Consider the following 25,791-nt stretch of genomic DNA (forward strand, 5'->3'; position numbering starts at 1 on the left):
CGAGTATAAATATACTCGGTGTTTTGCTTTATGATTGATTAAATGATTGATTTAAAATAAGCGCTTCTACTTTTTATTCTAAATTGGTGAGCCCGGTGGGATTGGCAGCACTTTAAAGTTGTTTGGCCATTGCCCTTTAATTAAAAACTGATTTACTTGCTCAGCTAAATATTGCTTAAACGCACTCTCGCCAGTACTTGTATGGCTCAGCATTGAGTTTTGGTTAAAGTCTTCACTCAATTTAACTAAGTAGTAACGTAACTGCGCTTGCACTTCAGGGCTTGCACTATCGCTTGCTACTAAATCAGCCATGGCTTTTGCAGTTAAAAATTGCACGCGCTGAGTTATTTTACCTGTCATTGTATTAGGTGATGACGCGTTAAACACTTGGCCATATAGCTCCTCAAGTAACTCATCTAAACTATAAAAGTCATTACTACGTGCTTGCTGCTGCGCTAGGCGGTTTAAACGTTGTGCGTTTAATAAAAGCGACAAGCTGTGCTGCACTGCAACCTCGGGTAATGCCATTGCATCGAGCGTTAACCCTGTGCGCCCCACTATGCTCTCGCGCGACTTAGACTCGCCATACGCTTTTGGCGGAATTAGTGATAGTACCGATTCAGGAAGTAACAAGTTACTTGGCTTAAGCGTTGCAAAAATAGCGTTTACCGCTTCTTGTTGCATTTTTTTATCAACCACTTGCGCACCTTTTACGGGTGAGTCACTGCGTGTTTCGTATTCGTAATCAACACCGGCTATAAGCTTCACCGCAGCCTCAACCTGAAAACGGTGAAACAGATAAAGCGGAACTAGTTTTTTCTCTAATTGCGATAATGAATCGCCCGTTTTAATATTATTAATACCAAACTGCGAAAGCGCTTTTTTACGTACGTCGAGTACTCGTAAAAGCTCCTGCGAAGGATTAGTGCCGTTATCCCATAAATGAGCGGTTGGATGTGCGCCACCTTTAGCACGAGCGTCGCTATCTGATATAAACTCAAGGCCTTTGGCTTTGTTCTCTTTTAAAATAGCAGCAAGTTCTGCGCTTTCATCTTGGTTAGTAAAATCGCTATAGCCATATTTAATTACTTGGGTATCCCATACGCCCATGCCTGTTGCATAGCCGCGCGTAACATCAAGCTTACCTTGTTCATTAAAACTAAGTAGCGGATGTGGGTAATCCATTACAGAAGCTCTATCACCTACCGATGCCGCAAAGTTATGAGCAATACCTAACGTGTGACCAATTTCATGCGCGCTTAATTGACGAATCCGATCAAGCGCCATTGCTTGCAAGTTTTTAGCAACTTCATTGCCTTTTAAATAAGGAGCAGCGAGTGCTTCAGCTATTAAAATATCTTGGCGAACACGCAATGAGCCAAGTGTTACATGCCCTTTAAGTATTTCACCTGTACGCGGGTCAATTACAGAACTTCCGTATGACCAACCACGCGTTGCACGGTGTACCCATTGAATGACGTTGTAACGAATATCCATAGGGTCGGCACTACTTGGCAGCACTTTTACTATAAATGCATTTTTATATCCTGCAGCCGTAAATGCGTCGTTCCACCATTTTCCACCTTCAAGCAAAGCGCTTTTAACGGGCTCTGGAACGCCAGGATCAAGGTAATAAACGATTGGTTTAACAGGCTCACTAATAGGTAAGCTTGAGTCCTTTTTAGTTAGACGATGACGCGGTATATAACGCACATACATAGACTCACCAAGCGGCGCTGCGTAATCTTTATGTTCTATACTCCAAAAACCTGATTGCGGATTAAACTTACGAGGCGTGTAGTTATCATCTGGTAATTGAATAAGTGAATGATGCATATGAACAGTAAGCGCATAAGGGTCGGCACTTACTTGGCGAACAAATTCACCTGGTTTTGTGCCCTTAAATGTAAGTACGGCTTCAAGCTCGGTGTTTTTTACAAATGCTTTTGAGCGATTCATATAAACGGCGCTACGTGATTCATCAAGGCTAAAGTTGCCTTGCTTTCGTGCAGCAAGTGTGCGGCTTACGCCGTGTACATCACTTAATAAATAAGGCGTGTAATCAATAAGTGCTGTGGCTTTATCTTCTGCGACCACTTTAAAACCAGCAAGTATACTTGATGCAAACGCCTCTTTGATACTTTGCTGTTCAGCCTTGTTACTTGTATTAGCACGATAGTAAGTATTTACAGCGCGTAGCATTACTTTGTCGCCAAAACGCTCAAACTGCACAAGGTGAGTATTACCAAGCTGACCTCTATCAAGGCCTATGTCGTTAGAGCCAATACCGTAAGGCAAGCTTTGCTGCAGTAAAAATTGTTGTTCAAACTTATCAACTTTTAAATATACTTTTGCGTTTTGGGTATCGTAAAAAAACGAATAATAGCCCGGAAAATGATTCATTTGCGTAGTAAATTCATCAATTGACTTAATTGCTGCGTGCGCTTGAGTTATGATAGAGCACAGCACAGTAAAGAATATGTAACTTAGTAGTGGTATTTTTTTCATAATCTTATCTTTGTTATTTGTGTTTTAAGTACGATTAGGTGGTCCCATTATAGGGTGCTATTTAAACAATACAGTTATTTAAGACGAATTTCAGCGCTCTAAGCTAATCTCTCTCACATTATGATTGGTTTTAACACGTTATCAGGAAAATAGAATGCGTAGACTCCCTCCAGTATTACTTGAAGATGGTTGTTCAAGAGAACTTTTATCATTAATTCGAACAATTTTAGCAGCATGCAAAGAAATTTCGTTTCGCGTTGGTCAAGGCGCGCTTTCTGGCGTATTAGGCTCAACCCTTGATGAGAATATTCAAGGTGAAACTCAAAAAAAGCTCGATGTATTATCTAATCAGTTGTTAAAAGATATTTTACTGGAATCAGGTACGGTTAAAGCAATCGCGTCTGAAGAAGAAGACTACACAGTAGCAGGTAACCCAGACGCTAAATTTATAGTGGCATTTGATCCACTCGATGGCTCGTCAAATACGGATATTAACTCACTTGTGGGTACTATATTTTCTATTATGGAAGCGCCTGAAGGCTCTGACGCTGCTGATCAAAGCATATTTATGCAACCAGGTCACAAGCAAGTTGCTGCAGGTTACGTACTTTACGGGCCATCAACAATGCTTGCGCTGACTACAGGTAAAGGCACGCGCATGTTTACCCTTGATAAAACACAAGGCAGCTTTTTACTTACACAAGATTTTGCCGAAATCCCTGCTGATACAAACGAATTTGCCATTAATACGTCTAACCAACGCCATTGGCAGCCAGCTATGCAAAACTACATCAATGATTTGCTAGCAGGCGATACAGGCCCGCGCGCTAAAAACTTTAATATGCGCTGGATTGCAGCAATGGTGGGCGATGTACATCGCGTGCTTAGCCGTGGTGGTTTGTTTACTTACCCTACAGACACTAAAGATCCTAAAAAGCCAAATAAATTACGCCTACTTTACGAAGCAAATCCAATGGCTATGTTAGTAGAGCAAGCTGGCGGTATCGCATCGACCGGTACTGAGCGTATTATGGATATTCAGCCTGATGCAATCCACCAGCGAGTAGCTGTTATTTTAGGTTCTAAAAACGAAGTAGAAACGTGCTTGGGATATCATAAATAATCGCTTAAAACGATTACCTTCAATTTAAAAAACCGCATTCAATTGAAGTGCGGTTTTTTTGTAGGTGAGGTATTACACCTCATTTTTTAACACCAAAGCTACGTTACATGAGCGCGAAATAAATTCGCACCTAAGTTTAGTGCATGTGTTGTTGTAGGTAAGGTTTTATACCTCGCTTTTAATCTCAAAAGCCACGTTACATGAGCGCGAAATAAATTCGCACCTACAGGGTTGCATAGATTGTAAGTGAGGTTTTACACCTCGCTTTTTAAACAAATCAAACTTTTACTAACGCAACTATTTGAGCAAGCTTTTGATGATTAAGCTCTCCCATTTGCTCGCTATTACTGAGCGCATAAATAAAACCTTCGTGCTCAGCACAATCAATGTCATCTCGCGATTCAATTACGTTTGCCCAAAGCTCTAGATCATCTAAGTCTATTTCGTTACTTAAACAGCGTTTCAGCACATCAATTAAAACCTCGGTTGAGAGAGTATAATGAGTTTTATTGCTATCAGCAGGGCTTGAAACGATAACCGATATAGCTTCGTCCCTTTGCTCACCAAATGTAATAAATTCAGCTAATGCTTTTTGTGTATTCATAATATTTGTTATTCTTGGCTCACTGTTACTAAAAAGAATTATAATGACTGAACTTAACTGCACTCAATGCCACAGTACTTTAACGTGTAATGTAGACGATATATCAGCGTGTTGGTGCAATGAGCTGCCGGCTATTTTACCGCTTGATATCACAGCAACAAGTTGTTTATGCCGCAAGTGTACGCTTAATAAAATAAATACTTTTTTAGAGGGTGTTTATACACAACCTATTAAAACCCAAATAGACTTTGCAAAGCAATTTAGAGGTAACGACAATTTAACTGAGGGGCTCGACTACACCATGCAAAGTGGTTACATGATATTTAGTAAGTGGTTTTTTTTAAAGCGTGGTTCGTGCTGCAAAAATGGTTGTAAAAACTGCCCTTATGGTTTTAAAAAGTAAAAGCTATTTAATACAACTACGAGCAAACATTGGTTTTTACCTTCTCATTTTCTTCTCTTTCACTTCTCCTTGTGAGTAATATTTTTAAATGCAATTATTCACAAAGAGGTTTAGAGACGCTGCGCTTTTAGAGTAAGCGATTGTATAAAAATAGTATTCAAATACGAGTAAGCACTGGTTTTTACCTTCTCATTTTCATCTCTTTCACTTCTCCTTGTGGGTAATATTTTTAAATACTGTTATTCACAAAGAGGTTTAGAGACGCTGCGCTTTTAGAGTATGTGATTGTATAAAAATAGTATTCAAATACGAGTAAGCACTGGTTTTTACCTTCTCATTTTCTTCTCTTTCACTTCTCCATGTGAGTAATATTTTTAAGTACTGTTATTCACAAAGAGGTTTAGAGGCGCTGCGCTTTTAGAGTAAGTGATTGTATAAAAATAGTATTCAAATACGAGTAAGCACTGGTTTTTACCTTCTCATTTTCTTCTCTTTCACTTCTCCATGTGAGTAATATTTTTAAGTACTGTTATTCACAAAGAGGTTTAGAGGCGCTGCGCTTTTAGAGTAAGTGATTGTATAAAAATAGTATTCAAATACGAGTAAGCACTGGTTTTTACCTTCTCATTTTCTTCTCTTTCACTTCTCCTTGTAAATAATATTTTTAAATACTGTTATTCACAAAGAGGTTTAGAGGCGCTGCGTTTTTAACGTGAGCAAGCTTTACATATCCAAAACATCTACTTTTCTCCTGTGGCGATGGGTAATGAATCACTTGCACCCCACTCACTCCACGAGCCATCATAAACGCTTAAATTACTGTAACCACATTCAGTAGCAAATAACGCTAAAACACAGGCTGTAATACCTGATCCACAGCTAAACTGTAACTGCTGCGTATCCCCGACCACGTCATTAAATATCGCTTTAATTTCAGTAAGTGGTTTGGCTTCACCTTTATTTAGTAAATTCATAAAAGGCAACGAGCGACTATTTGGGATATGCCCGCTACGCATGCCTTTTCGGGGTTCACTTTCTTCGCCTGTAAAACGCTTATAAGCACGTGCATCTAGCAATACAGTGCTGGGCTCATCAATTGCGTCAACCACTTGTTGGCTATTGATAAAATACTCAGAATTATAGCTTGCCGTAAAATCACCTTTACCTAACGATTTGCTATAACCTTGCTGTGTGGCGTAACCGCTCTCTAACCACTTTTTAAGGCCACCACTGAGTACTTTTACGTTGTGGTGCCCCATAGCTTTAAACATCCACCACGCCCTTGCTGCGCTAAATAAACCGCCATCTTCGTATACAACTATAAACGAATAGTTATTTACACCTGCATTTTGCATCACGTGGGTAAACTGCTGCTCGCTGCATACCGTACTTGGTAAGGAATTTGATCTATCGGCCAACTCGTTTTTTATGTCAAAACGTTTAGCGTTGGGCAGCATTGCTTGCGGCGAATAAGTACCCAAAACACCTGGGCGCAGCATACCTGCATCAAATATCACTAATGCAGGGTTGTGGAGTTGCTCGTGTAATTGCTGACAGCTAATTAGGTTTTTCACTACGATTCCTTATCACCATGATACTTAGCAAACTCGTCATTACCCGTAAAACGCGCTTCAATCGCTTTAATGTGTTTATCTTCAGTGTGTTTCCAAACGCCAGGAATACAATATACATGTTCAATAAAGCTAAAAAACTTATCCTTTAATAATGTATTTGGTTGCCAGCCCTGCATTACTTCGTTCAGATTTGCTGCAAGTTGCTCTGCAGTGCTTGCATGCTTTACCAAACCCTCAATGTTGTAACAGGCTTGTCCAAGAGTTAAAACTCGTTTATTTAGCAGTAATGCTTCTAAGCCGACCGTTGAATTAATCGTTAATACGGCTTCAGCGCACTTAATCAAATCACTTGTTTGATTTCCATTAGCAAAGATTGCAATCGGATCTTTTTCATAAAGATGAGCGTAATGTTTATGCCACGACGGATGCTCTTTAAAAACCACTTTTAAACTTGGATCATTTAAGCTTTTGACAGCTTTAATCACCTCGTCGTAAAACATGTCCATAGAGTTTATCCACGGAGAAAAGCTAGCTAATTGAGTATCATGAGGTACTTGAAAAGGCGCAAATATATAGCGTTCTGGCACATCGGCGCACTCAAATTCACAGCGTTTTTTATGATCAGCTCTTGGAATTAAATCCGGCGCAGAAAAGTTTAACTTATTTTGTGGGTCAAAATTTAGGTAAAAAGAAGGGTCACGGCTTAACGACGCATTATAGTTTATACCATTAGGGTCTAAACTGCTTGTACTGGGTAGTAAACCATTTTCATAATAAAACTGCTTTACACCTAATGCTTTTGCAGCCATAGCAACGGTTGTATTTGGAAGTTTATTGCCGTTCCAAATAACAATGCATTCAGGATTAGTCTCGGTTAATAAGGCTAAATACTTAGCGTATCGTAATCGTTCAAATAAAACTAAACCAGCACTATAAACCGCAGTAATGATAGAATTATTCCAAGTTGTATTACGTGCTCTTTTACGTTTTAGTTGAGAGTTTACTACACCAGTAAAATTAACTTGGAACGCATCTTTTAAATATTTCACAGCAGAAAGCTTAGGCGCTCCCATGATGTGTAATTGGCAATTCATCGACAATCTTTTGATTATTTTTTTATAGTATTTTGCGTGTACATTTTTGCGAGAAATAAATAGATAAGCCATACAAGCTATATTTGCCAATTGTTGTTTTTATGAAATAATTCTATGTGGACAATGCAATCAAAGCAAGGTTCCCTTTACTTAATAATTACTTTGAAAGCTTTATAGTTACATTTTTATAATTTCATCACGAAGTGGCGCCATTCTAGAAAGAATATCGTTTTGTAAGCTATGGCTAACATCTTGCTCATTCATTGCATTTATAAGCAAATCAACAACATGATTAAAATCTTTCTCTGTAATATGCATACCAGTATGAATTGCCACCATAGAGTCGCCATCGTATGTACACGGGCCCTCTACTAACATGCACATATGATTAATAAATCCTTGGCGGAAATGCGCTATATTACTGTGTTCAAAGTAATGAATTATCTGCTCGTCATTGCCTATTTGATAGATAAAGCTATCAACAATCCTGCCTATCCCCGCTTTACCATCCAGCTTTTGATAAAGTGAGAGCTTAGTAGAATTTGCACACCCACTAAGCAACCCTAAACAAATCAAAAAAATACCAACGCTTTTCATTACCAATACCCTGTTACCGATAAATACCAACCTGTTTGATCGTCAGCCCCTGCAATGCTTCCTAAATCAAGGTAAGCCGCTGTCACACTCACATGCTTGTTAGGCATCCACGCTACAAATAAGTCTTTCCAATCTTGTTCACCTAAGTTTAAGTTATTTGATTTTTGACGATACTCAACACCTACGGCTATTTCGCGACTAAAAAATAGTGCTGTGCTGCCTTCAAATAATACTTTTCCGCTAGTATTTTCTCCACCGTAACCAAGTAGACCAAGTTGATTAGCTTCACTGTATCGTGTAGTTACGTTCCAAAACCAGTTATAGCCAGCAATAGCCCCTAAATGTAATTTACTAGCAGCGAGGTAGTAGTCAGTACCGCTAGTCTCTTCTGCGCCTACAAGTGTTGCAATACTGCCATCATCCAGTGATTTATGCTGAATTCCTAAGCTAAGCTGTGGCCAATCACTGTAAACAATATCGCCGTACAAACGTATTTTAGCACCTGTAATTGATTGCTCTATTTCAGCATCAAGTGCTGGTACATCAAAGCGCTGTTGGGCATAACTAAGTTCAACACGATTAAATAAATTAAGTTGTGCACCACATACGTCAAGTGTGTAGTCGGTTACATCTGCGCGGCTACAAAAGCCATTTACCGAAAATTCATCATCACTTGCATACCCAGCAAGTTGTGCCCACGGTACAATCCCCCCGCCGCCACTGCCTTCAATTTGAGAAACTCCCGGCGTAGCTAGCAGTTTTCCATTGCTTGCAATGCTCGGCACACTAACTATTAAAAACAAACTTGCTAATAAGTATTTAATTTTTTGCATAGTATTCCTCCAGCCATTCTTCTAATAGTTCTGCTTTTAAAGGCCTACTTAAGTAATAGCCTTGTGCATGGTCACACTGCATACCTCTAAGTAAATTTAATGAGCCAAGTGTTTCAACCCCCTCAGCTACAACCGAGAAACCTAGCTGATGCCCCAACGTAATTGATGATTGCACTATAAATTGATCTTTTTGCGATTCATCAAGTTTTAGGATAAAGCACTTATCTAGCTTAAGCTCATCAATCGGTAACATTTTTAATCGACCAAGTGATGTTTGCCCTACACCATAATCATCTAATGATATTTTAACGCCAATTGCCTTTAGGTTTTCGAGCGCTTTAATACCTTTTTCTTCGTTTTCGATCATATCGCGCTCAGTAAGCTCAATAGTGATCAGCTTAGGATCTACTTTGTACTTTTTAAGCGTACGAACTAATGCAGCATGAAAGCCCGGAAATGCTATGTCTTGCGCAGATACATTTATTGCAGCCTGTAAGTTTATATTTTTAAACTGCCAATCAGCTACTTGTGCTACAACCGTATTAACAACCCACCCAGTAAGCTCAACAATAAGGCCCGACTGCTCAGCTAAGTCAATAAACAGTTCAGGATTAACCCAGCTACCATCTTTTCGCTGCCAGCGAATAAGTGACTCAACTTTATCTATTTTTTGCGTTTTCATGTGTAATTTTGGCTGATAGGTCATAAATAGCTGACCATCATCATCACTAATAGCCTGCTTTAACTCATCAAGCATTATTAAGCGCTCTAAGTGCGCCTCGTCTTCACCATTTTGATAATAATGTATGCTCTCTTGTGTGTTTGCAGCACTTTCAACAGCAATTAGCACGCGGCGCATTAAGTCATCACTTGCAATTCCTTGGGTAGGATACTGCACAATGCCTGCACTAAAGCGTAAGTTAATTTTTAGTTTTTGAATGGTGTAGCACGCTTGTAATTGTGCCATTAAGCCAACAATCCCGCTTTTGTGTTCACGCGCTGCCGCAGTCGGAAACACAGTTAAAAACTCATCGCCGCCAATACGGGCATGAAAGCCCCCTAACTCATCCGAAAACTCACTTATTCTGCAAGCAACGGCCTTTAGGCAGTCATCACCAATGCGCGGACCGAGCTTATCGTTTATGTGGCGAAGACCTTTTATGTCTATTGCAACGAGCGTGTACTCGGCTGATGAATCTAACTCATCATCAAGCACCTCAAGCATGGCTGAGCGGTTATAAAAGCCTGTTAGGGAGTCGTGTCTAGCTTGAAAGCTAATTTGTTGCTCGCGCTGATTAATATCATTACCCATGCTATCAAACGCTGCGACTAGCGTGTCTATTTCGGTACTTTGCCTTCGCCCTTTGAATTCAAATGCATAATTACCTTGTGCAAATTGCCTTGCTATTACAGCTAGTTGAGTAAGTGGCGTAGTTAAATTATTTGCAAATATGCTGCTTGTAATAACACCTACAAACATAGTTAAAATAGCTAAAATAATAAGTGTAAAAAGCAGTTTTTCGAAGTCACTATAACTTTGAGTTAAATCGGCGCTCAGTAAAATAATTATGGGATGGGTCAACAACGATGGTAAATCTATTTCTCGGTTACGATACACTAAATACTCACCAAAAAACCGCGATGTGGTTACGGTACTAAAATAGCTAACAGGTTCAAATTGCTCAGGACGATTAGCTAATGAGCTAATAACAATATCGTCAGCACTGCCTATAAAACTTACATCCATACCTGTTAAGCTTTTTAGTTCATGGGCTACATTGTCATCAATTTTAAAACCTACCAAACTATAGGCCACTGTACGTGGTGCTTTTACAGGTAATAAAATAACTTGATACAGCTCGTTATTAAGCACCACAAAGCTAGACTCTTCTGGCGCACTTAAAAGCTCTTCCATCAAGGGCTTTAAGTTGTGTGCAAAAGCGTCTTCGTCAGTATTAGCGGAAATTAGCTTACCCGATAAATCAAGTAACAACATTAATTCGGCATCAATACGCTGACTGTGATTAAACAGCACGCTGCTGATTGTACCTGCATCTCTCGTTGCTACAGCTTGCTTAAAACCAAAATCGGAGGTGAGTACTTTTGCAGCGGTTAACAGTAGGCTTTCTTTTGACTTTAAATATTGCTTATAAACATTTTGCGCTACGGTAATATCTTGATTTACTTTTTCTTCTTGAAACTTACTCGTAGACCACCAAAAACTAAACAAGCTGACCATAGTGGTTAATAACACTAAGCCAACACATAAAATGGTTATGCGATTTCGTAAACTATTAGTCATTACCAGCCTTAAACTTACTACCAAAGGTATTTCTAGGTGCTGGAGTTGATGTGTTTACTGTTATCTGTAACTGTTTTTGAGAATTAATTGTTATCATTTTTTTATTCTCCAATGGTGCTGTTTGTAATGGATGCCACACACTCACTTGTGCAGGCAGTGTATTAATAGGCAAATTTACATAGCCTTTTTTATCTGTTTTATATACGAATTCGCTGTTAGCTACATAAATATAGCCAACCATAGAGTCATGTATATTACACCCCAAAACAACAACCCCTTGTTGCTCAAACGTAATGGGCTCTTTTGGTTGGCCTGAATATAATCTTAGTTGAAAAGGCTTAGCTTGTGAAAAAGAATAAACATGATGGCGAATATTATCGCTGTTAGGAAAGTTAACTTTTTGACCCTGTTGTACAACTAATAATTCGGGTAAAAACTGCTTATGGACTTGGTCCATTATAGCAATGGGCAAATTTGATGGTGTGGCTTGTTTACCAGCAATATTAAGCTCAACCACAGCACCTGATAACTTTTGGCCGTGTTGATCCTCTATTACTAATTCAATATTTGCACTTAAAGCAAACTGACTAAAAAACAAACCTATAGCTAAAAAGTAATGACTTTTAGCAAATTTTTGCAATGCCCGTTCAAACATAACAATACCTAAACATTAATGTTAGGTTAAGTTAATTAGAGACGAGCACTAATTGCAAGAATTATAGCCCAGTAACTAAAAATAAAGATTTAGTTACTGGCTTTATTAGCACTTAAGTGCTGTTATTTAACAATTAATCCGTAATCGTTATCTAAAATAGTAATAACTTCTTGGCGAGGATCTTCAGGGATCACGATATCTCTGCCAACAATTTTACTCGCTATGCCAACATAGGTATTTGACACTTCAAGCATTACTGATTCTGGTAAAATATAATCTTTAGCTAACTGCTCACGCTCACTCATGCGATCTTTATTTAATAATACGTCGCTCTCTGGCACGTTATTAATCAGTAATTGACGAAAGCCTTCTTTAGAATTTTCAACAATTTTACCATCTTTGTAAGCAGCTTCATCCCAAATACGTGACGAATCAGGCGTGCCTACTTCATCAATATATATAAGCTGTTGCGCGCCATTTAAATCCTCTACATAACCAAACTCAAATTTAGTATCTACAAAAATTTGGTCAAGCTTCGCTAGTTCATCACTAATTAATTTAAAACCTTCAACTAACAGTTTCTCGTATTTGGTTACATCATCTGCCGATTTAAAGTTAAATACGTCTAAATTATTAGTAATATTAGCGCGAGTAATATTTACATCATCAACAGGTGGAATATCAGCAACGCCTTCAATAATACCTTTTGTTGACGGCGTAATTAAAACGTTATCAAGCTTTTGGTTCGCTTTTAAACCCTCTGTTAATTCAATACCACAAAAGTTACGTATGCCTTTAGCGTAATCGCGCCACATGCTACCCGTAATATATTGGCGAGCAATTGCCTCTACCTTTACTGTACTGGCTTTACGTACAATCCACACATACGGATGCGGAATATCTACAATATGATTGCCCGCAAGACCCGCTTTATCAAATAACTTAAACCAATGGGCTGCCACTGAGTTTAGCGCTATACCTTTACCTGGTACGCCATTTAAACCGTTTTCGCCTTGCCAAATGCAATCAAATGCAGAAATTCGGTCTGAAATAACCATAATCGCAAGCTCAGTACCAGTCGGTACTTGATAGCCTTTATCTTTAATTAATCGAGCGCTGTCTTCATCAGTTAACCAATAAACTGAACGAACTTTACCGCTGTGTACTTCACCTTTGGTACGAATGGGTAAATCATCGTTTACGTCTAAAACTTTATAGCTAGTCATGCTATCTCCGGGGTTAGGGATGCTCTTTGAGCAAAGTATGGTATGGGGTTATATGGGCTGTATAATAATCTAGCCAACCTCAAAGCTCAATCGGATGCTTAAAACAAATAAAGGCATATATTTATAAGCGACTCGCAATGGGGTAAACTTAATGTGCTAATCAGCCTGAGGAGATAGCTTGAACTACTTAACTGCCACTAAAAATAAAAAATACTTAATGTATATTTCTCAAAATTATTCATATGCTATTTTGAGGCCCATTCAGGCTGCAATATTAGCTAATGGTGGTGAAGTGCGCTGGTTTTTACAAGGTGTGGCAGTCAATCCTAATTTTTTAAAAAAAGAAGAAAAACGGCTTAATACAATAGAAGATATTCACGAATGGAAACCCGATGCAACGTTTGCACCGGCTAATTTAATACCCACTTTTTTCCCTGGTATCAAAGTAGGTGTGTTTCATGGCTTTGATGCAGGTAAGCTAGATAAAAAAGGGAATAACGATCATCTTAAAGCTAGAGGTTGTTTCGACCTGTATTGTACACAAGGCCCAAATACAACAATCCCATTTAAAGCCTTACAAAGAAAACTAGGCTATTTCAAGGTAACAGAAACTGGCTGGCCTGCTCTTGACCGACTATTTGATGGCATCACCGAAACGCCTTATACAAATAAATCAGACACCCGACCAACCTTATTAATTTGCTCTACATTTTCAAAGCGACTATCGCTTGCACCAAAGCTATATGAGCAAATAAAACATTTTAGTGAAACCGGAAAATGGCGAATTTTAATGCAATTTCATCCAAAAATGCCAACTGAATTGGTGAGCAAATATAAGGCATTAAGCAATCAAAATTTAACGTTTATTGAGACCGACGACGTAGTCCCTTTATTAAAATCAGCCGATGTTATGTTATGCGATACATCATCAGTACTTTTAATGTTTTTAGTTCAACGAAAACCTGTGGTCACCTTTTGTAATAATGCTCCTGCGGAACACTTACTTAATGTTACAGACCCCAATAAAGTTGAAGAAGCCTTAGAGCAGGCTTTCACGTACCCTAAAACACTTATGAAAAATATTGAAAGCTATTGCCAGGAACTTCATCCGTATACCGATGGTCAATCTAGCCAGCGCGTATTAAATGCAGCTAATGAATTTTTGCAAAGTAACGAAAAACTAAAGCCAAAACCACTTAATGTAATAAGAAACTTTAAAATGCGTAAAAAGCTTAATTATTGGAAATGGTAAAATAAAGTAATGATCAACCTCAAAAATGTAACTTTTAAGTGGCATAAAAGCGATAGCTCACCCACGCTCAACATAAAAGAGTTAGTTATAGAAAAAGGTGAGCATATTTTTTTACACGGTCCTAGTGGCTCAGGTAAATCGACCTTATTAGCGATTCTTGCTGGCATTAATACAGCCACTAGCGGTGAGGTATCAATTTTAAACCAAAACCTAACTACATTAAGCAATACCACCCGTGATGTTTTTAGAGCGGATCACATTGGCTACATTTTTCAAAACTTTAACCTGCTTCCTTATTTAACTCCTATTGAAAATATAACGCTTGGGTGTGAGTTTTCAAAAAGCCGAAAACAAAAAATATTAAAGCAATCATCAAATAAAAACTCTGCCTTACAAAAAGAAGCGATACGGTTATTAAATGCTTTAGGCCTTACTGCCCAGTATCACCATAAAGATGTAGCGACACTGAGTATTGGACAGCAACAGCGCGTTGCTGCCGCTCGCGCATTTATAGGCAGCCCTGAATTAATAATTGCTGATGAGCCCACATCTGCACTCGATACAAATAATCGTGGTAGCTTTATAAAGCTACTGTTTGAGCAGGCAAAGCTATCTAATAGTACGTTGGTATTTGTGAGCCACGATGAAACACTAAAGCCTTTATTTAACCGCTCCATTGACCTTATAAATTTGCAGGAGCAGGTATGATCATCGCTAAACTTGCTTACAAAAGCTTATTAAATCGCCGCGCAAGTGTACTGCTTACATTATTTACTATCGCAATTAGTGTAATGCTACTTTTGAGTATTGAACGTGTACGAATTGATGCTAAAAGTAGTTTTAGTAATACTATTTCGGGCACTGATTTAATTGTTGGTGCGCGTACCGGCGATATACAGTTGCTACTTTCGTCAGTATTTAGAATTGGCCATACTAATAACGGCGTAAGTTGGAAAAGTTATGAATACATAACAAGTCAGCGAGGCGTAAAATGGAGCATACCTATAAGCCTAGGCGACAGCCATAAAGGCCAAGCGGTACTAGGCACAACACTTGATTACTTTAGCCATTATCGCTTTGCAAAAAAACAAAACTTAACCTTTCACAAAGGCCACCCTTTTGCCGCAATTAACGAAGTGGTGCTCGGTAGCGAAGTTGCAAATAAACTAGGCTACAAACTTAACGACTCTATTGTTATATCGCACGGCATGGGGAACACGAGTTTTCATCATCATGACGACAACCCATTTAAAGTCGTCGGCATTTTAAACCCAACAGGCACGCCAGTTGATAAAACGCTGCATATTCCTTTGGCTGCAATCGATTTAATTCACGGCGGTAAAGCGAGCCTTGAGCATGAGCATGAGCATGAGCATGACGAAGATAACAACCTAGTTGGTCACCCTAAGCAAATTACAGCATTTTTAATGGGATTTAATTCGCCTTTGTACACATTACAAATTAGGCGCAATATAAATCAATATAAGCCAGAAGCCCTGCTTGGCATTATGCCAACCGTAACACTTAAAGATTTATGGGAAATGCTCGCCATAGTAGAAAAAATACTATTACTATTCTCAGCTGTTGTCGTGTTAGTTAGCTTACTTGGTATGTTAACGACATTGCTTGCAAACCTAAGCCAGCGACGTCGCGAACTTGCTATATTGCGCTCAGTAGGCGCTCGCCCTTGGCATTTATTTACACTTATAAGTATTGAATCATTACTGACAACTCTACTTGGTTGCCTAGTGGGTAGTGCGCTTTACTATTTAGTTATTTTTTCAGCCGGCGGTTACTTACAAAGCCATGCCGGTATAAGCGTAAATATCACAATGCTCTCTTACTATGAACTGGGCTTAATCGGGGTTATTATGGCCGCAGGTTTTGTTATTGGCTTAATACCCGCTACTCGCGCTTATTTTTATTCACTCAGCGATGGCATGAGTATAAAAGCATAATTTTTAGGTATTTTATGACATTTTTTAAAACAGCTTTTCAATACATTGCTGCTATTAGCTTATTATTTATAAGCGTAGCGAGCTGTGCCAATCCACCAAAAGAAATTTTTTGGGAAGACTTAATTCCCAAAGGTCATATGCAAATAGACACTCAAGCACAAGCTAATCACGAAGGCAGCGATCAAAACTGGGTGCAACCCGATTTAGATGCTCCAGTGGTAAAAGCGCTTGATGGTCAATCGGTAAGTTTGCCAGGTTTTGTTGTGCCACTTGAGGGCGATAGCGAAGTTATTACTGAGTTTTTACTCGTGCCTTATTTTGGCGCCTGTATACACGTACCACCACCACCGCCAAATCAAATAGTCCATGTAACGATTAAAGGTGGTGTGCCTATAGATAGTCTGTACGACGCAATCGTTGTAACCGGAATAATAAGCACAGAAACATGGTCGGGCGAAATAGCGCAGGTAGGATATAAAATGAAGGCAGTCGGTGTAGCACCGTTCGAGCTTTAAAATAAAGGGCCCGCTTTTAAAGCTGGCCCTTAAATCTCATTAAATTTAGAGTCGGTAAAATTCAAATAACTACTTTTGGCAATTTGAGCAAAAAATAGTACTGCGTTGCCCTAATCTAATTTCTTCTAATTCGTTTTCGCACGTCATACATGGCTTACCTTTGCGCCCATATACTAATAACTCTTGAGCAAAATACCCAGGCTTACCATCACTTTGTGCAAAGTCTTTAAGCGTTGTACCACCTTGTGTAATAGCCGCCGCAAGCGTGTCTTTTATAATAGGGATAAGTGCTTGATAACGTTTGAGCGATACTTTTCCCGCTTCTCGCTTTGGATGTATACCCGCTTTGAATAACGATTCATTCGCGTAAATATTACCAACACCAACCACCACTGCGTTATCCATAATAAATTGCTTTACGGGTACTTTTTTATTGCGCGATTGTTCGTACACGCGTTTAGCAAAAAAATCATCGGTAAGCGGCTCAGGACCAAGCTTAGAGAGTAGCTTATGCACTTCACCGGGCTCTTGCCATAAGCAACAACCAAAACGACGAGGATCGTTTAAGCGCAGTGCTTTACCGTTGCCAAAAATAAACTCTACATGGTCATGCTTTTTAAGCGGCTCACTTTTATCTACTACACGCAAATTACCTGACATACCCAAATGTAAAATAGTGCTCCCAAGCTCACAATGTAAAAGTAAATATTTAGCTCGTCGTTCAATACTTGTAACAATTAGCCCTTCAAGTTGATACACGTGATCTGGCACTGGCCAGCGCATACTGGCATTGTAAATATTTACCTTTGTGACAACTTGGTTTTGTACGTGGGGAGTGATGCCCATTCGGCTCACTTCTACCTCTGGTAATTCAGGCATTAATTAGACTCACTTTGTGAAAAATCAAAACTAGGGAATAACTGCTGAGCAGTTTTTAAATCGAGTGCGAGTATTCGCTGGCTTCTCTTTTCGAGTAAATAATATTGACCATCGCCTTTGTAGAGCAAATAAACCCACGGCATACTTTCGCCAGCTAACTCAAATGTAGCAACGTATAAAGGCGCATTAGGGTTAAAAACAACAGACTCATTAACCCCCATTAACGCCGCGCTTTGCCATTGGTTAACTAAATCACTAAGCTGCTGCTCAGACGCTTTCCACACGAGCGGTATATCTTTTTGTAGTGGTGTTGTACGCCAACTTGTTCCTATGCGCTCAATTTTTTGATCAACAAATTGCAATGTGAGTACAAAACTTTGCTGGGGGAGTACAGCTTGTAACGCTGGTTTATCCTCGCCTCCTAAAAATTGCTTATGCCAGCCATTTAAAAAGAAGATCATAATCAACATCGAAAATATTATAACGTTGTTCCAACCTTTACGGCCCAGTCGCATATAAATACACCTAGTAAATTCAAGATTTTAAAGTGTAACTAAAACTTAATTGCGCTGTCTATATGTTAAAGGCTGCAGACTTTGTTAGAATATCGGCAAATTTAAAGGAGTTCCGTCAATGTCTATGTATGTAGTGGGCCATAAAATCCCAGATTCAGATTCTATTTGTGGTGCAATTGCACTGGCTTATTTAAAAAACCAAATTGATGAGCCAGCAATTCCAACTCGTCTTGGTGAAGTTTCACCTGAAACTCAATTTATTCTTGATAGATTTGGTTTTGAAGCACCAGAGCTTAAGTTAAGCTACGCTGGTGAAGATGTGTATATTGTAGATCACACAGAAAAAACACAAGCACCTGATGATATCGACCAAGCTCGCGTTGTTGGTGTGGTAGATCACCATAAATTAGGTGACTTAACATCATCGACTCCGCTTGAATGTTGGATTCGTCCTGTGGGTTGTTCAAACACCATTATTAAAATGATGTATGACTTCTACAACGTAGAAATCCCTAAAGACATCGCTGGTATCATGATGTGTGCAATTTTAAGCGACACAGTTATATTTAAATCGCCAACATGTACCACAGCCGATATTAAATGTGTTGAAGCGCTTGCTGAAATTGCAGGCATCGAAGACTTTAAAGAATTGGGTATGGATATGTTCCGCGTTAAATCTGCGGTAGAAGACACACCAGCACGTGATTTAGTAATGCGTGACTTTAAAGATTTCAACATGAACGGTAACCTAGTAGGCATTGGCCAGCTAGAAGTAATCGACCTTGCTGTTTTTGACGATATTAAAGCAGACCTTGCAGCCGATATTGCTAAGCTAAAAGTTGAGGGCAACCGCCACTCTGTATTTTTACTGCTTACCGATATAATGAAAGAAGGCTCAGAAATGCTAATTGTATCTGACGATGCAAACTTAGTTGAGCAGGCTTACGGTGTAAAACCAGAGAATGATAAAGTATGGTTAGATGGTGTACTGAGCCGTAAAAAGCAAGTAGTACCACCACTACAAGATGCATTCACAAAAATCTAATGATACCAATTTTATTAAAAACATGATTATTTTATCGCATTAAATAGCTTACTCACTGCGTTAAAAATGATTCATATAGAACAACTATATGTCATAATTTTCGCCTTGTTATTGAGCTATTTTCTCAGCGCTATAATAAATCACTAATTTAATGCTATTGGTATAACGTTTTTTGATTTAAAAGCCTTGTTGGTTATGCCAACGAGGTTTTTTTACGTCAATTCGCTAATCATAGTTTAAAAACAAAAAACCCAGCCTAAGCTGGGTTTTTAAATTCTAAAAGAAGAACTAAAATTACTTAATTTTAGCTTCTTTAAAAAGAACATGTTTACGAATCTTTGGATCAAACTTTTTGATTTCCATCTTCTCAGGCATGTTACGTTTGTTTTTGTCAGTAGTGTAGAAAAAACCAGTACCGGCAGTTGAAACTAAACGGATTTTATCGCGCATGATTCAGATCCTTAAACTTTAACGCCGCGAGCACGGATTTCTGTAAGAACCGTGTCGATGCCTTTTTTATCGATAATACGCATACCTTTAGTAGTAGTGCGTAATGTTACAAAACGTTTTTCACTTTCAACCCAAAAACGGTGTGTTTGTAGGTTAGGTAGGAAACGACGTCTAGTCGCGTTTCTCGCGTGTGAACGGTGATTACCAACCGCTGGACGCTTACCTGTAACTTGACATACTTTAGACATGTCTATATATCTCCAATAACTTCGCTCGAGCTTAATTTAATCTAAGGCCGTGTATTTCCGCCCTAGAGATAAATCGAAGGGCGCTCTTTATACAGCTTTTACAGGCAAAGATCAAACACTGATCTATCCAATCAGCTCATATATGTAAATTTGATAGCGGCTAATTATAAAGATCGAATGCCCTTAGGGAAAGTAAAAACTGCATTTAAATTAAACTAATTTGCCAAAACACGTTAAACAGCTCATTTTTAACACACTTATGTGTCTAACAAAGCTAAATCAGGCCTCGCTCGGCAAACGAAACACAGGTTTCTCCACCAACAATGATGTGATCGAGCACACTTATGTCGACCAATTGCAGTGCTTGCTGCAATTTATTCGTAATAAGTTTGTCTGCTTGGCTCGGTTCTGCAATACCACTTGGGTGATTATGCGCAAAAATAACAGCGGCTGCATTATTTTTAAGGGCAGCCTTTACCACTTCACGCGGATAAACACTGGCAGAATTAATTGTGCCATAAAAAAGTATTTCGTCTTTTACTAATCTATTTTGGCTATCTAGGTATAACACCATAAATACTTCTTGTTGCAAGCCTCGCATTTGAATTGTTAGATAGTCATAAACTGAGTTTGGCGAATTAAACACTGCATCTCGTTGGCAACGCTCCTGCATATAACGTTGGCTTAGCTCTAATACAGCTTGTAGCTGCACATACTTTGCGGTCCCTAACCCCTTTTGAGAGCAAAACTCCTCAATACTGGCATTAAACAAATTATGTAGGGTTTTATTTTCATTTAGTAGATGCTGAGCCAACTCAATTACATTCATTCCTGGTAACCCTGTTCGTAAAAATATGGCAAGGAGCTCAGCATCAGTAAGTGCTTTAGCTCCTTTGGAGATGAGTTTTTCACGAGGTCGAAGTGAGTTTGGAAGTGAAGTAAGTTGCATTGTTCATCCTTGAGAGGCGAAAGTGTCTTATAAATGTAATGCAAATTTAAAATTTAGCCTGTTATTTCGAATTAAAAAACTTCGCTGTACGGGTAAAGATTTGTTATTTTAAGCCCAATATTTAATAAAAACTGATGAACATTCATGACTAACTTAACAAACAAAAAAATTGTACTAGGTATTACCGGCGGTATTGCAGCTTATAAATGCGCAGAACTCGTTAGGCGATTAAAAGACGCTGGTTGTGAAGTAAAAGTAGTTATGACTGAATCAGCTAAACACTTTATTACACCACTGACCATGCAAGCCGTTAGTGGAGAAACAGTCTCTGACTCATTACTAGACCCTTCTGCCGAAGCTTCAATGGGGCATATTGAATTTGCAAAATGGGCTGACTTAATTTTAGTTGCCCCAGCTACCTGCAATATTATTGCAAAAATGGCAGCGGGCATTGCTGACGACCTACTAACGACGTTACTGCTAGCAACGCCTGCAAAAGTAGCTGTAGCACCTGCCATGAACCAGCAAATGTATGCACACGCAGCTACACAAGCAAATTTAGCCACATTAAAAGCACGTAACGTACTTATTTGGGGCCCAGGTAAAGGTGAGCAAGCGTGTGGTGATATAGGCGCTGGACGCATGTTAGAGCCACATGAGCTAGTTGCGCTATGTATAGCAAAAGAGCAACCGCAACTACTTGCAGGAAAAACAATTACAATAACGGCAGGCCCAACGCGTGAGCCTCTCGATCCGGTACGTTTTATATCAAATCACAGTTCTGGAAAAATGGGTTATGCACTAGCAGAAGCAGCTTTGCAATTCGGTGCTAAGGTTAATTTAATTTCGGGCCCTGTCACTATAAAAGCCCCAACTGGCGTAAACCTTATTAATATAGAAAGCGCTGAGGAGCTATTAACTGAGTCACTTACCTATGCATCACAATCTGATGCTTTTATAGGTTGCGCTGCTGTTGCGGATTATCGAGCTGCAAACATTGCGACTCAAAAAATGAAAAAGCAAGGCGACGAACTCACCCTTACTTTAACTAAAAACCCTGACGTAATTGCAGCTATTGCAAACCTTACACAAAACCGCCCCTATACGGTTGGATTTGCCGCCGAAACTCAAAATGTAGAAAGCTATGCTAAAGGTAAACTACAAAATAAAAATCTAGATATGATTTGCGCTAATGACGTATCAAAAAGTGGCTTAGGGTTTAATTCCGATCATAATGCTTTAACACTGTACTGGCACAATGAACAACTAGAATTACCAACAACAAGTAAAGTAGAAATAGCTCGCAAGGTGATCGAACAGCTGGCTAAACATCTATAAAAAGGCTGGAAACAAACTGAATAAAACATTAACATACGCCAATCATTTGAACAAAAAATGACTAGGGTTCTTAACTGCGCCACTAAGAATAACTAATAAAAAGGAATGTTCATGCCTGCGACAAAAAGAAGTAATCGCAAAGAGCAAATACTGCAAGCACTCGCACAAATGTTAGAAACTAATTTAGGACAACGCATCACCACAGCAAAACTAGCTGCTGAGGTGGGTGTGTCTGAAGCCGCGCTATACCGTCATTTTCCGAGCAAAGCGCGTATGTTTGAGGGCTTAATTGAGTTTATTGAAGATACCCTTTTATCTCGTATAAATATTATTATTGAAAACGAAAAAGAAAGCCAAACGCGCATTTATAACATTCTATTATTACTTCTAACCTTTGCTGAAAAAAACCCAGGTATTACTCGTATTTTAACGGGCGATGCTCTGCAAGGTGAGCAGGAACGTTTACGCGAACGTGTACAAACCTTGTTTGAAAAACTAGAAACTCAGTTTAAACAAGTGCTTCGTGAGCGCAAATTACGTGAGGGTAAAAACTTCCAAAGTGATGAGCTTACACTTGCAAACTTTTTACTTGCCTACGTTGAAGGCAAAATGAATCAGTTTGTACGTAGCGACTTTAAAGCAAAACCAAGTGTTCAATTTGAAAAACAATGGCTTGAGCTACAAAAAATTTGGCTGTAATGTTTGCTAAATTAATAAATTGAATACTAAAAAACGACCTGCGGGTCGTTTTGTCGTATGTAGCTGCCATTTATCTGATCCGCTCGAATTATGAACCAAACTCGTTACAATGAAACAATGTCATAATACGAGAATCAATAATGAAAACAAAACTCACCTTATTAAGCACGGCACTCGTTGCCAGCTTAACTAGCACCGGCATACACGCCAAAGAATCGCTACAATTTAAAGACGTATTTAGTTTTAAATCAGCTAAAAGCACACAACTATCTGACAATGGTCAAGTACTCACTTTTAGTGCAACGCCGTATCGTGGAAATGCAACTGGTCAAGTTTACTCACTACAAAGCAATACACTCATCGCAGAAGTAGAACGCGGCACTAAGCCTCATATAAATAAAGCCGCTAACTGGGTCGCTTTTACACAAGTACCTACCTTACTTGAAAAAGAAACAACCAAAAAAAAAGACACACTTAAAAATAATCTTGTACTCGTAAACACACAATCAGGTGCCCAACAAAGCTTTGCTGATGTAAAAGATTACACGTTATCTGATGACGGTATGTGGCTTGCTTATCGTTTAAATAAAAAAGACGATGACGCAAAAGTAGAAGATAAAACCGATAGCACTAAAAACGAAGAAGACAACGCTATCACGCCCGATAAAAAAGATAAGAGCTATCCACTTGTTATCGTAAATTTATCTGATAAACGCACTCATACAATAGAAAACGTATTTAGCTACGCTATTAACTCAGCTAACAGCCAGCTATTAGTGAGTCAAAGTTACAACGATGGTAATAACAACCAAATAGCGTTAATTGAGCTCAGTGACTTTAATAGCAGCGTATTAATTGATGAACCGGGCGTAATCGCAAATAAAATAGCGTGGCACCCCACTGACAATATTGCAGCGTTTACATTGGGTAACTATGTAAATGATGACACGCGCCGCCGAAGCTACACTTTACAGCTATATAAAAACGAGAAGCTCTCAACTATAGATTCACCTAATAAAGCATGGACGTTAGGGAAAACAGCCACCCTTGAATGGTCAGAAAATGGCGAGCGCTTATATTTTGAAAACCATCCAAAATTAGCAGCTAAAGTAAAAGCTAAAGAGTATACCGACGAAGCTTCATTGTACGACTTTGATACCATACGTGAGCATAAAGGTCTTAATGTATGGCACAACAACGATGCGCAAATAAAACCACGTGAAGAGCAGCAATGGAACGAAGTTAATAAAAATCGCCATTACAGTGCGGTGTATCACGTTAACTCGCAAAAAGTTGCGCAACTTAGTACACCAAACATGCCTGAGGTTGCACTAAACCCTCAGCGAGATGTGTCTTTACTTGGCTCATCTAACATCCCCTACCTAGAAAAAATAATGTACGGCGGTTTTTTTGCTGATTACTTTGCAGTAAATATAAATACCGGTAAACAAACTCCAATTATAAGTAACTACCCGTTTAGACCGAGCCTTGCCCCTAATGGTGAGTTTGCGGCTTATTTTAGCGATAGCCAAATACAGTTAAAAGATTTAAAAAATAATAAAGTAACATCGCTTACAAAAGCGATTCAGGCAACCTTTGCTGATGATAAACACGACTACCCATCTACTCAACCTGGTTATGGTTTTGCTGGTTGGATGACCGATAGCAGCCAAGTGCTTGCTTATAGCAAATACGATATTTGGGCATTTGACGTAAAAACTAAGCAAGCTAAACGCCTAACTAATGGTAAGCAAAGCAATACGCAGTACCGTGTTATTAAGCTTGATAAAACCCAAGTGGGCTTTAAAAAAGGCGATACATTACTTGTCTCTGCTATTAACTTACAAACTAAACAAAGCGAAGTTGCAAAGCTCGACTTAACCACTAACACACTAACTAAGGTGCTTAGCGGTAATAAACGCTTTGATATAGTTAAAAAAGCCAAAAAGGCTGACAAGTACTTATTTACCTCGCAAACTTATAGCCAATTTCCTGATTACTACCAAACTGATTTTAGCTTTAGCGCACCAAAACAAGTGACCACGCTAAACCCACAAATTAGTAATTTTGCGTGGGGCGAAAAGCCAGAACTAATAAGCTATAAAGGTTTTGATGGCGAAGACTTACAAGGCGTACTAATAAAACCAGCGGGCTATAAAAAAGGCGATAAAGTACCTGTGGTAGTGTATTTTTATCGTTACATGAGTCAACGCATGTTTGATTTTCCAAAAATGGAATTAAACCATCGCCCTAATTTCCCTATGTTTACCTCAAACGGTTATGCGGTATTTTTACCTGATATTCGTTTTGAAATAGGTCACCCGGGTAAATCGTCAACGCAAACCATGATAAACGCCACCCAAAAATTAATAGATTTAGGCATAGCCGACCCAGATAAAATAGGCTTACAAGGTCACTCTTGGGCAGGCTATCAAAGTGCGTTTATGATAACCCAAACAGATATGTTTAAAGCGGTTGTATCTGGCGCGCCAGTATCAAACATGACAAGTGCTTACAGTGGCATACGTTTAAAATCAGGTCTTGCTCGTCAGTTTCAATACGAAACAGGGCAAAGCCGTATAGGTAAAAACTTATTTGAAGCACCAGAGCTGTACATAGAAAACTCACCGGTGTTTTTTGCAGATAAAGTAAATACCCCTATTTTAATTATGTTTGGCGATAAAGACGATGCAGTGCCTTGGCACGAAGGCGTGCAGTACTACTTAGCGCTTCGCCGCGCAGGTAAAGATGCAACCTTTTTACAATACGAAGGTGAACCGCATCATTTGAAAAAGTTTCCTAATCAGGTCGATTTTTCAGTACGTATGATGCAGTACTTTGATCATTACTTAAAAGGCAAACCAGCTGCAAAATGGATGACACAAGGCGAAGCATTCGTTGAAGAGTAAATAACCCAAACAAAAAAGCCGATATTGCATAAAACAATATCGGCTTTTTTGTTTTTAAAATTTGTATTTCTTATACCAATTCGCTTAATTAAATAAGCTATTTTGGGGCTGGAAA

General features: G+C 38.9%; 24 protein-coding genes. 10 read left to right on the forward strand and 14 right to left on the reverse strand.

Going from position 1 to position 25,791, the window contains the following annotated elements:
* Window positions 1-78: 78 nt before the first annotated feature.
* Window positions 79-2,508, reverse strand: a complete 2,430-nt coding sequence (locus I6E69_RS05375; protein ID WP_197120777.1) for a zinc-dependent metalloprotease — start codon at window positions 2,506-2,508, stop codon at window positions 79-81.
* 154 nt (window positions 2,509-2,662) lie between these two features.
* Here I6E69_RS05375 and I6E69_RS05380 point away from each other — a divergent pair, with 154 nt between their 5' ends.
* A complete protein-coding gene (locus tag I6E69_RS05380; protein WP_033038639.1) occupies window positions 2,663-3,631 on the forward strand; it encodes a class 1 fructose-bisphosphatase in 969 nt (322 codons plus the stop codon).
* A 277-nt stretch (window positions 3,632-3,908) separates the two neighbouring features.
* On the opposite strand, the gene I6E69_RS05385 is transcribed toward I6E69_RS05380, so the two are convergent.
* Window positions 3,909-4,235, reverse strand: a complete 327-nt coding sequence (locus tag I6E69_RS05385; protein ID WP_039488300.1) for a hypothetical protein — start codon at window positions 4,233-4,235, stop codon at window positions 3,909-3,911.
* 43 nt (window positions 4,236-4,278) lie between these two features.
* Between I6E69_RS05385 and I6E69_RS05390 the strand changes: the two genes are divergently transcribed.
* A complete protein-coding gene (locus tag I6E69_RS05390) occupies window positions 4,279-4,638 on the forward strand; it encodes a DUF5522 domain-containing protein (protein ID WP_197120778.1) in 360 nt (119 codons plus the stop codon).
* Between the two features lie 740 nt (window positions 4,639-5,378).
* On the opposite strand, the gene I6E69_RS05395 is transcribed toward I6E69_RS05390, so the two are convergent.
* The 7 genes from I6E69_RS05395 to I6E69_RS05425 form a co-directional block, all read right to left on the reverse strand.
* Window positions 5,379-6,212, reverse strand: a complete 834-nt coding sequence (locus I6E69_RS05395; RefSeq protein WP_197120779.1) for a sulfurtransferase — start codon at window positions 6,210-6,212, stop codon at window positions 5,379-5,381.
* Window positions 6,212-7,306, reverse strand: a complete 1,095-nt coding sequence (locus I6E69_RS05400; protein ID WP_231619717.1) for a capsular biosynthesis protein — start codon at window positions 7,304-7,306, stop codon at window positions 6,212-6,214. Before I6E69_RS05400 ends, I6E69_RS05395 begins: the two co-directional genes overlap by 1 nt.
* A 177-nt stretch (window positions 7,307-7,483) precedes the next feature.
* Window positions 7,484-7,903: a group 1 truncated hemoglobin gene (locus tag I6E69_RS05405; protein WP_024597015.1), complete on the reverse strand. Its 420-nt coding sequence runs from the start codon at window positions 7,901-7,903 to the stop codon at window positions 7,484-7,486.
* On the reverse strand, window positions 7,903-8,736 hold the full coding sequence (locus tag I6E69_RS05410) for a DUF3034 family protein (protein WP_004335508.1): 834 nt from the start codon (window positions 8,734-8,736) through the stop codon (window positions 7,903-7,905). Before I6E69_RS05410 ends, I6E69_RS05405 begins: the two co-directional genes overlap by 1 nt.
* The gene (locus tag I6E69_RS05415; RefSeq protein WP_197120781.1) at window positions 8,723-11,038 is read right to left on the reverse strand and encodes an EAL domain-containing protein; all 2,316 of its coding nucleotides are present in this window, start codon (window positions 11,036-11,038) and stop codon (window positions 8,723-8,725) included. The genes I6E69_RS05410 and I6E69_RS05415 overlap by 14 nt, the downstream gene beginning before the upstream one ends.
* Complete coding sequence (locus I6E69_RS05420) at window positions 11,031-11,693, reverse strand: methylamine utilization protein (RefSeq protein ID WP_004335512.1); 663 nt, start codon at window positions 11,691-11,693, stop codon at window positions 11,031-11,033. Before I6E69_RS05420 ends, I6E69_RS05415 begins: the two co-directional genes overlap by 8 nt.
* Window positions 11,694-11,815: 122 nt before the next feature.
* The gene (locus I6E69_RS05425) at window positions 11,816-12,919 is read right to left on the reverse strand and encodes a phosphoribosylaminoimidazolesuccinocarboxamide synthase (protein ID WP_197120782.1); all 1,104 of its coding nucleotides are present in this window, start codon (window positions 12,917-12,919) and stop codon (window positions 11,816-11,818) included.
* 178 nt (window positions 12,920-13,097) lie between these two features.
* Between I6E69_RS05425 and I6E69_RS05430 the strand changes: the two genes are divergently transcribed.
* The 4 genes from I6E69_RS05430 to I6E69_RS05445 are packed head-to-tail and all read left to right on the forward strand — an operon-like array spanning window position 13,098 to window position 16,644.
* Entirely contained in the window at window positions 13,098-14,171 is a 1,074-nt protein-coding gene (locus I6E69_RS05430; protein ID WP_004335515.1) for a CDP-glycerol glycerophosphotransferase family protein, read from the forward strand.
* Window positions 14,172-14,180: 9 nt separating this feature from the next.
* The gene (locus I6E69_RS05435; protein ID WP_197120783.1) at window positions 14,181-14,879 is read left to right on the forward strand and encodes an ABC transporter ATP-binding protein; all 699 of its coding nucleotides are present in this window, start codon (window positions 14,181-14,183) and stop codon (window positions 14,877-14,879) included.
* The gene (locus I6E69_RS05440) at window positions 14,876-16,129 is read left to right on the forward strand and encodes an FtsX-like permease family protein (protein ID WP_197120784.1); all 1,254 of its coding nucleotides are present in this window, start codon (window positions 14,876-14,878) and stop codon (window positions 16,127-16,129) included. Before I6E69_RS05435 ends, I6E69_RS05440 begins: the two co-directional genes overlap by 4 nt.
* 14 nt (window positions 16,130-16,143) lie before the next feature.
* Window positions 16,144-16,644: a DUF3299 domain-containing protein gene (locus I6E69_RS05445; protein ID WP_039488291.1), complete on the forward strand. Its 501-nt coding sequence runs from the start codon at window positions 16,144-16,146 to the stop codon at window positions 16,642-16,644.
* A 69-nt stretch (window positions 16,645-16,713) separates the two neighbouring features.
* On the opposite strand, the gene mutM is transcribed toward I6E69_RS05445, so the two are convergent.
* Both mutM and I6E69_RS05455 read right to left on the reverse strand, forming a co-directional pair.
* The gene (gene mutM / locus I6E69_RS05450; protein WP_197120785.1) at window positions 16,714-17,523 is read right to left on the reverse strand and encodes a bifunctional DNA-formamidopyrimidine glycosylase/DNA-(apurinic or apyrimidinic site) lyase; all 810 of its coding nucleotides are present in this window, start codon (window positions 17,521-17,523) and stop codon (window positions 16,714-16,716) included.
* Window positions 17,523-18,038, reverse strand: coding sequence for a hypothetical protein (locus I6E69_RS05455; RefSeq protein WP_004335529.1), 516 nt, complete (start codon window positions 18,036-18,038; stop codon window positions 17,523-17,525). The genes mutM and I6E69_RS05455 overlap by 1 nt, the downstream gene beginning before the upstream one ends.
* Before the next feature lie 118 nt (window positions 18,039-18,156).
* Here I6E69_RS05455 and I6E69_RS05460 point away from each other — a divergent pair, with 118 nt between their 5' ends.
* Window positions 18,157-19,083 carry a manganese-dependent inorganic pyrophosphatase gene (locus I6E69_RS05460; protein WP_004335532.1) on the forward strand — a complete coding sequence of 309 codons (927 nt, stop codon included), beginning with the start codon at window positions 18,157-18,159 and terminating at the stop codon, window positions 19,081-19,083.
* A 294-nt stretch (window positions 19,084-19,377) separates the two neighbouring features.
* On the opposite strand, the gene rpmG is transcribed toward I6E69_RS05460, so the two are convergent.
* The 3 genes from rpmG to radC form a co-directional block, all read right to left on the reverse strand.
* On the reverse strand, window positions 19,378-19,533 hold the full coding sequence (gene rpmG / locus I6E69_RS05465) for a 50S ribosomal protein L33 (RefSeq protein ID WP_004335545.1): 156 nt from the start codon (window positions 19,531-19,533) through the stop codon (window positions 19,378-19,380).
* 11 nt (window positions 19,534-19,544) lie between these two features.
* Window positions 19,545-19,781, reverse strand: a complete 237-nt coding sequence (gene rpmB, locus I6E69_RS05470) for a 50S ribosomal protein L28 (protein ID WP_004335549.1) — start codon at window positions 19,779-19,781, stop codon at window positions 19,545-19,547.
* A 274-nt stretch (window positions 19,782-20,055) separates the two neighbouring features.
* Complete coding sequence (radC, locus tag I6E69_RS05475; protein WP_024590645.1) at window positions 20,056-20,730, reverse strand: DNA repair protein RadC; 675 nt, start codon at window positions 20,728-20,730, stop codon at window positions 20,056-20,058.
* A 144-nt stretch (window positions 20,731-20,874) separates the two neighbouring features.
* On the opposite strand from radC, the gene coaBC reads away from it, so the two are divergent.
* From coaBC to I6E69_RS05490, 3 genes are all read left to right on the forward strand, one after another.
* Window positions 20,875-22,068 (forward strand): bifunctional phosphopantothenoylcysteine decarboxylase/phosphopantothenate--cysteine ligase CoaBC, encoded by a 1,194-nt coding sequence (gene coaBC, locus I6E69_RS05480; protein ID WP_154903588.1) that lies wholly within the window; start codon window positions 20,875-20,877, stop codon window positions 22,066-22,068.
* A gap of 111 nt (window positions 22,069-22,179) precedes the next feature.
* Window positions 22,180-22,767, forward strand: coding sequence for a nucleoid occlusion factor SlmA (gene slmA, locus I6E69_RS05485; protein ID WP_004335558.1), 588 nt, complete (start codon window positions 22,180-22,182; stop codon window positions 22,765-22,767).
* A gap of 140 nt (window positions 22,768-22,907) precedes the next feature.
* Window positions 22,908-25,676 (forward strand): prolyl oligopeptidase family serine peptidase, encoded by a 2,769-nt coding sequence (locus I6E69_RS05490; protein ID WP_197120786.1) that lies wholly within the window; start codon window positions 22,908-22,910, stop codon window positions 25,674-25,676.
* Window positions 25,677-25,791 lie beyond the last annotated feature (115 nt).

This window comes from Pseudoalteromonas sp. NZS100 (assembly GCF_015864815.1).
Classification (GTDB): domain Bacteria; phylum Pseudomonadota; class Gammaproteobacteria; order Enterobacterales; family Alteromonadaceae; genus Pseudoalteromonas; species Pseudoalteromonas distincta.

Bases quoted from the DNA above. Each gene is read 5' to 3' on its own strand.
- I6E69_RS05375 (WP_197120777.1), bottom strand. From the start codon at position 2,508: ATGAAAAAAATACCACTACTAAGTTACATATTCTTTACTGTGCTGTGC.
- I6E69_RS05380 (WP_033038639.1), top strand. From the start codon at position 2,663: ATGCGTAGACTCCCTCCAGTATTACTTGAAGATGGTTGTTCAAGAGAA.
- I6E69_RS05385 (WP_039488300.1), bottom strand. From the start codon at position 4,235: ATGAATACACAAAAAGCATTAGCTGAATTTATTACATTTGGTGAGCAA.
- I6E69_RS05390 (WP_197120778.1), top strand. From the start codon at position 4,279: ATGACTGAACTTAACTGCACTCAATGCCACAGTACTTTAACGTGTAAT.
- I6E69_RS05400 (WP_231619717.1), bottom strand. From the start codon at position 7,306: ATGAATTGCCAATTACACATCATGGGAGCGCCTAAGCTTTCTGCTGTG.
- I6E69_RS05405 (WP_024597015.1), bottom strand. From the start codon at position 7,903: ATGAAAAGCGTTGGTATTTTTTTGATTTGTTTAGGGTTGCTTAGTGGG.
- I6E69_RS05410 (WP_004335508.1), bottom strand. From the start codon at position 8,736: ATGCAAAAAATTAAATACTTATTAGCAAGTTTGTTTTTAATAGTTAGT.
- I6E69_RS05415 (WP_197120781.1), bottom strand. From the start codon at position 11,038: ATGACTAATAGTTTACGAAATCGCATAACCATTTTATGTGTTGGCTTA.
- I6E69_RS05420 (WP_004335512.1), bottom strand. From the start codon at position 11,693: ATGTTTGAACGGGCATTGCAAAAATTTGCTAAAAGTCATTACTTTTTA.
- I6E69_RS05425 (WP_197120782.1), bottom strand. From the start codon at position 12,919: ATGACTAGCTATAAAGTTTTAGACGTAAACGATGATTTACCCATTCGT.
- I6E69_RS05435 (WP_197120783.1), top strand. From the start codon at position 14,181: ATGATCAACCTCAAAAATGTAACTTTTAAGTGGCATAAAAGCGATAGC.
- I6E69_RS05440 (WP_197120784.1), top strand. From the start codon at position 14,876: ATGATCATCGCTAAACTTGCTTACAAAAGCTTATTAAATCGCCGCGCA.
- I6E69_RS05445 (WP_039488291.1), top strand. From the start codon at position 16,144: ATGACATTTTTTAAAACAGCTTTTCAATACATTGCTGCTATTAGCTTA.
- mutM (WP_197120785.1), bottom strand. From the start codon at position 17,523: ATGCCTGAATTACCAGAGGTAGAAGTGAGCCGAATGGGCATCACTCCC.
- I6E69_RS05455 (WP_004335529.1), bottom strand. From the start codon at position 18,038: ATGCGACTGGGCCGTAAAGGTTGGAACAACGTTATAATATTTTCGATG.
- I6E69_RS05460 (WP_004335532.1), top strand. From the start codon at position 18,157: ATGTCTATGTATGTAGTGGGCCATAAAATCCCAGATTCAGATTCTATT.
- rpmG (WP_004335545.1), bottom strand. From the start codon at position 19,533: ATGCGCGATAAAATCCGTTTAGTTTCAACTGCCGGTACTGGTTTTTTC.
- rpmB (WP_004335549.1), bottom strand. From the start codon at position 19,781: ATGTCTAAAGTATGTCAAGTTACAGGTAAGCGTCCAGCGGTTGGTAAT.
- radC (WP_024590645.1), bottom strand. From the start codon at position 20,730: ATGCAACTTACTTCACTTCCAAACTCACTTCGACCTCGTGAAAAACTC.
- coaBC (WP_154903588.1), top strand. From the start codon at position 20,875: ATGACTAACTTAACAAACAAAAAAATTGTACTAGGTATTACCGGCGGT.
- slmA (WP_004335558.1), top strand. From the start codon at position 22,180: ATGCCTGCGACAAAAAGAAGTAATCGCAAAGAGCAAATACTGCAAGCA.
- I6E69_RS05490 (WP_197120786.1), top strand. From the start codon at position 22,908: ATGAAAACAAAACTCACCTTATTAAGCACGGCACTCGTTGCCAGCTTA.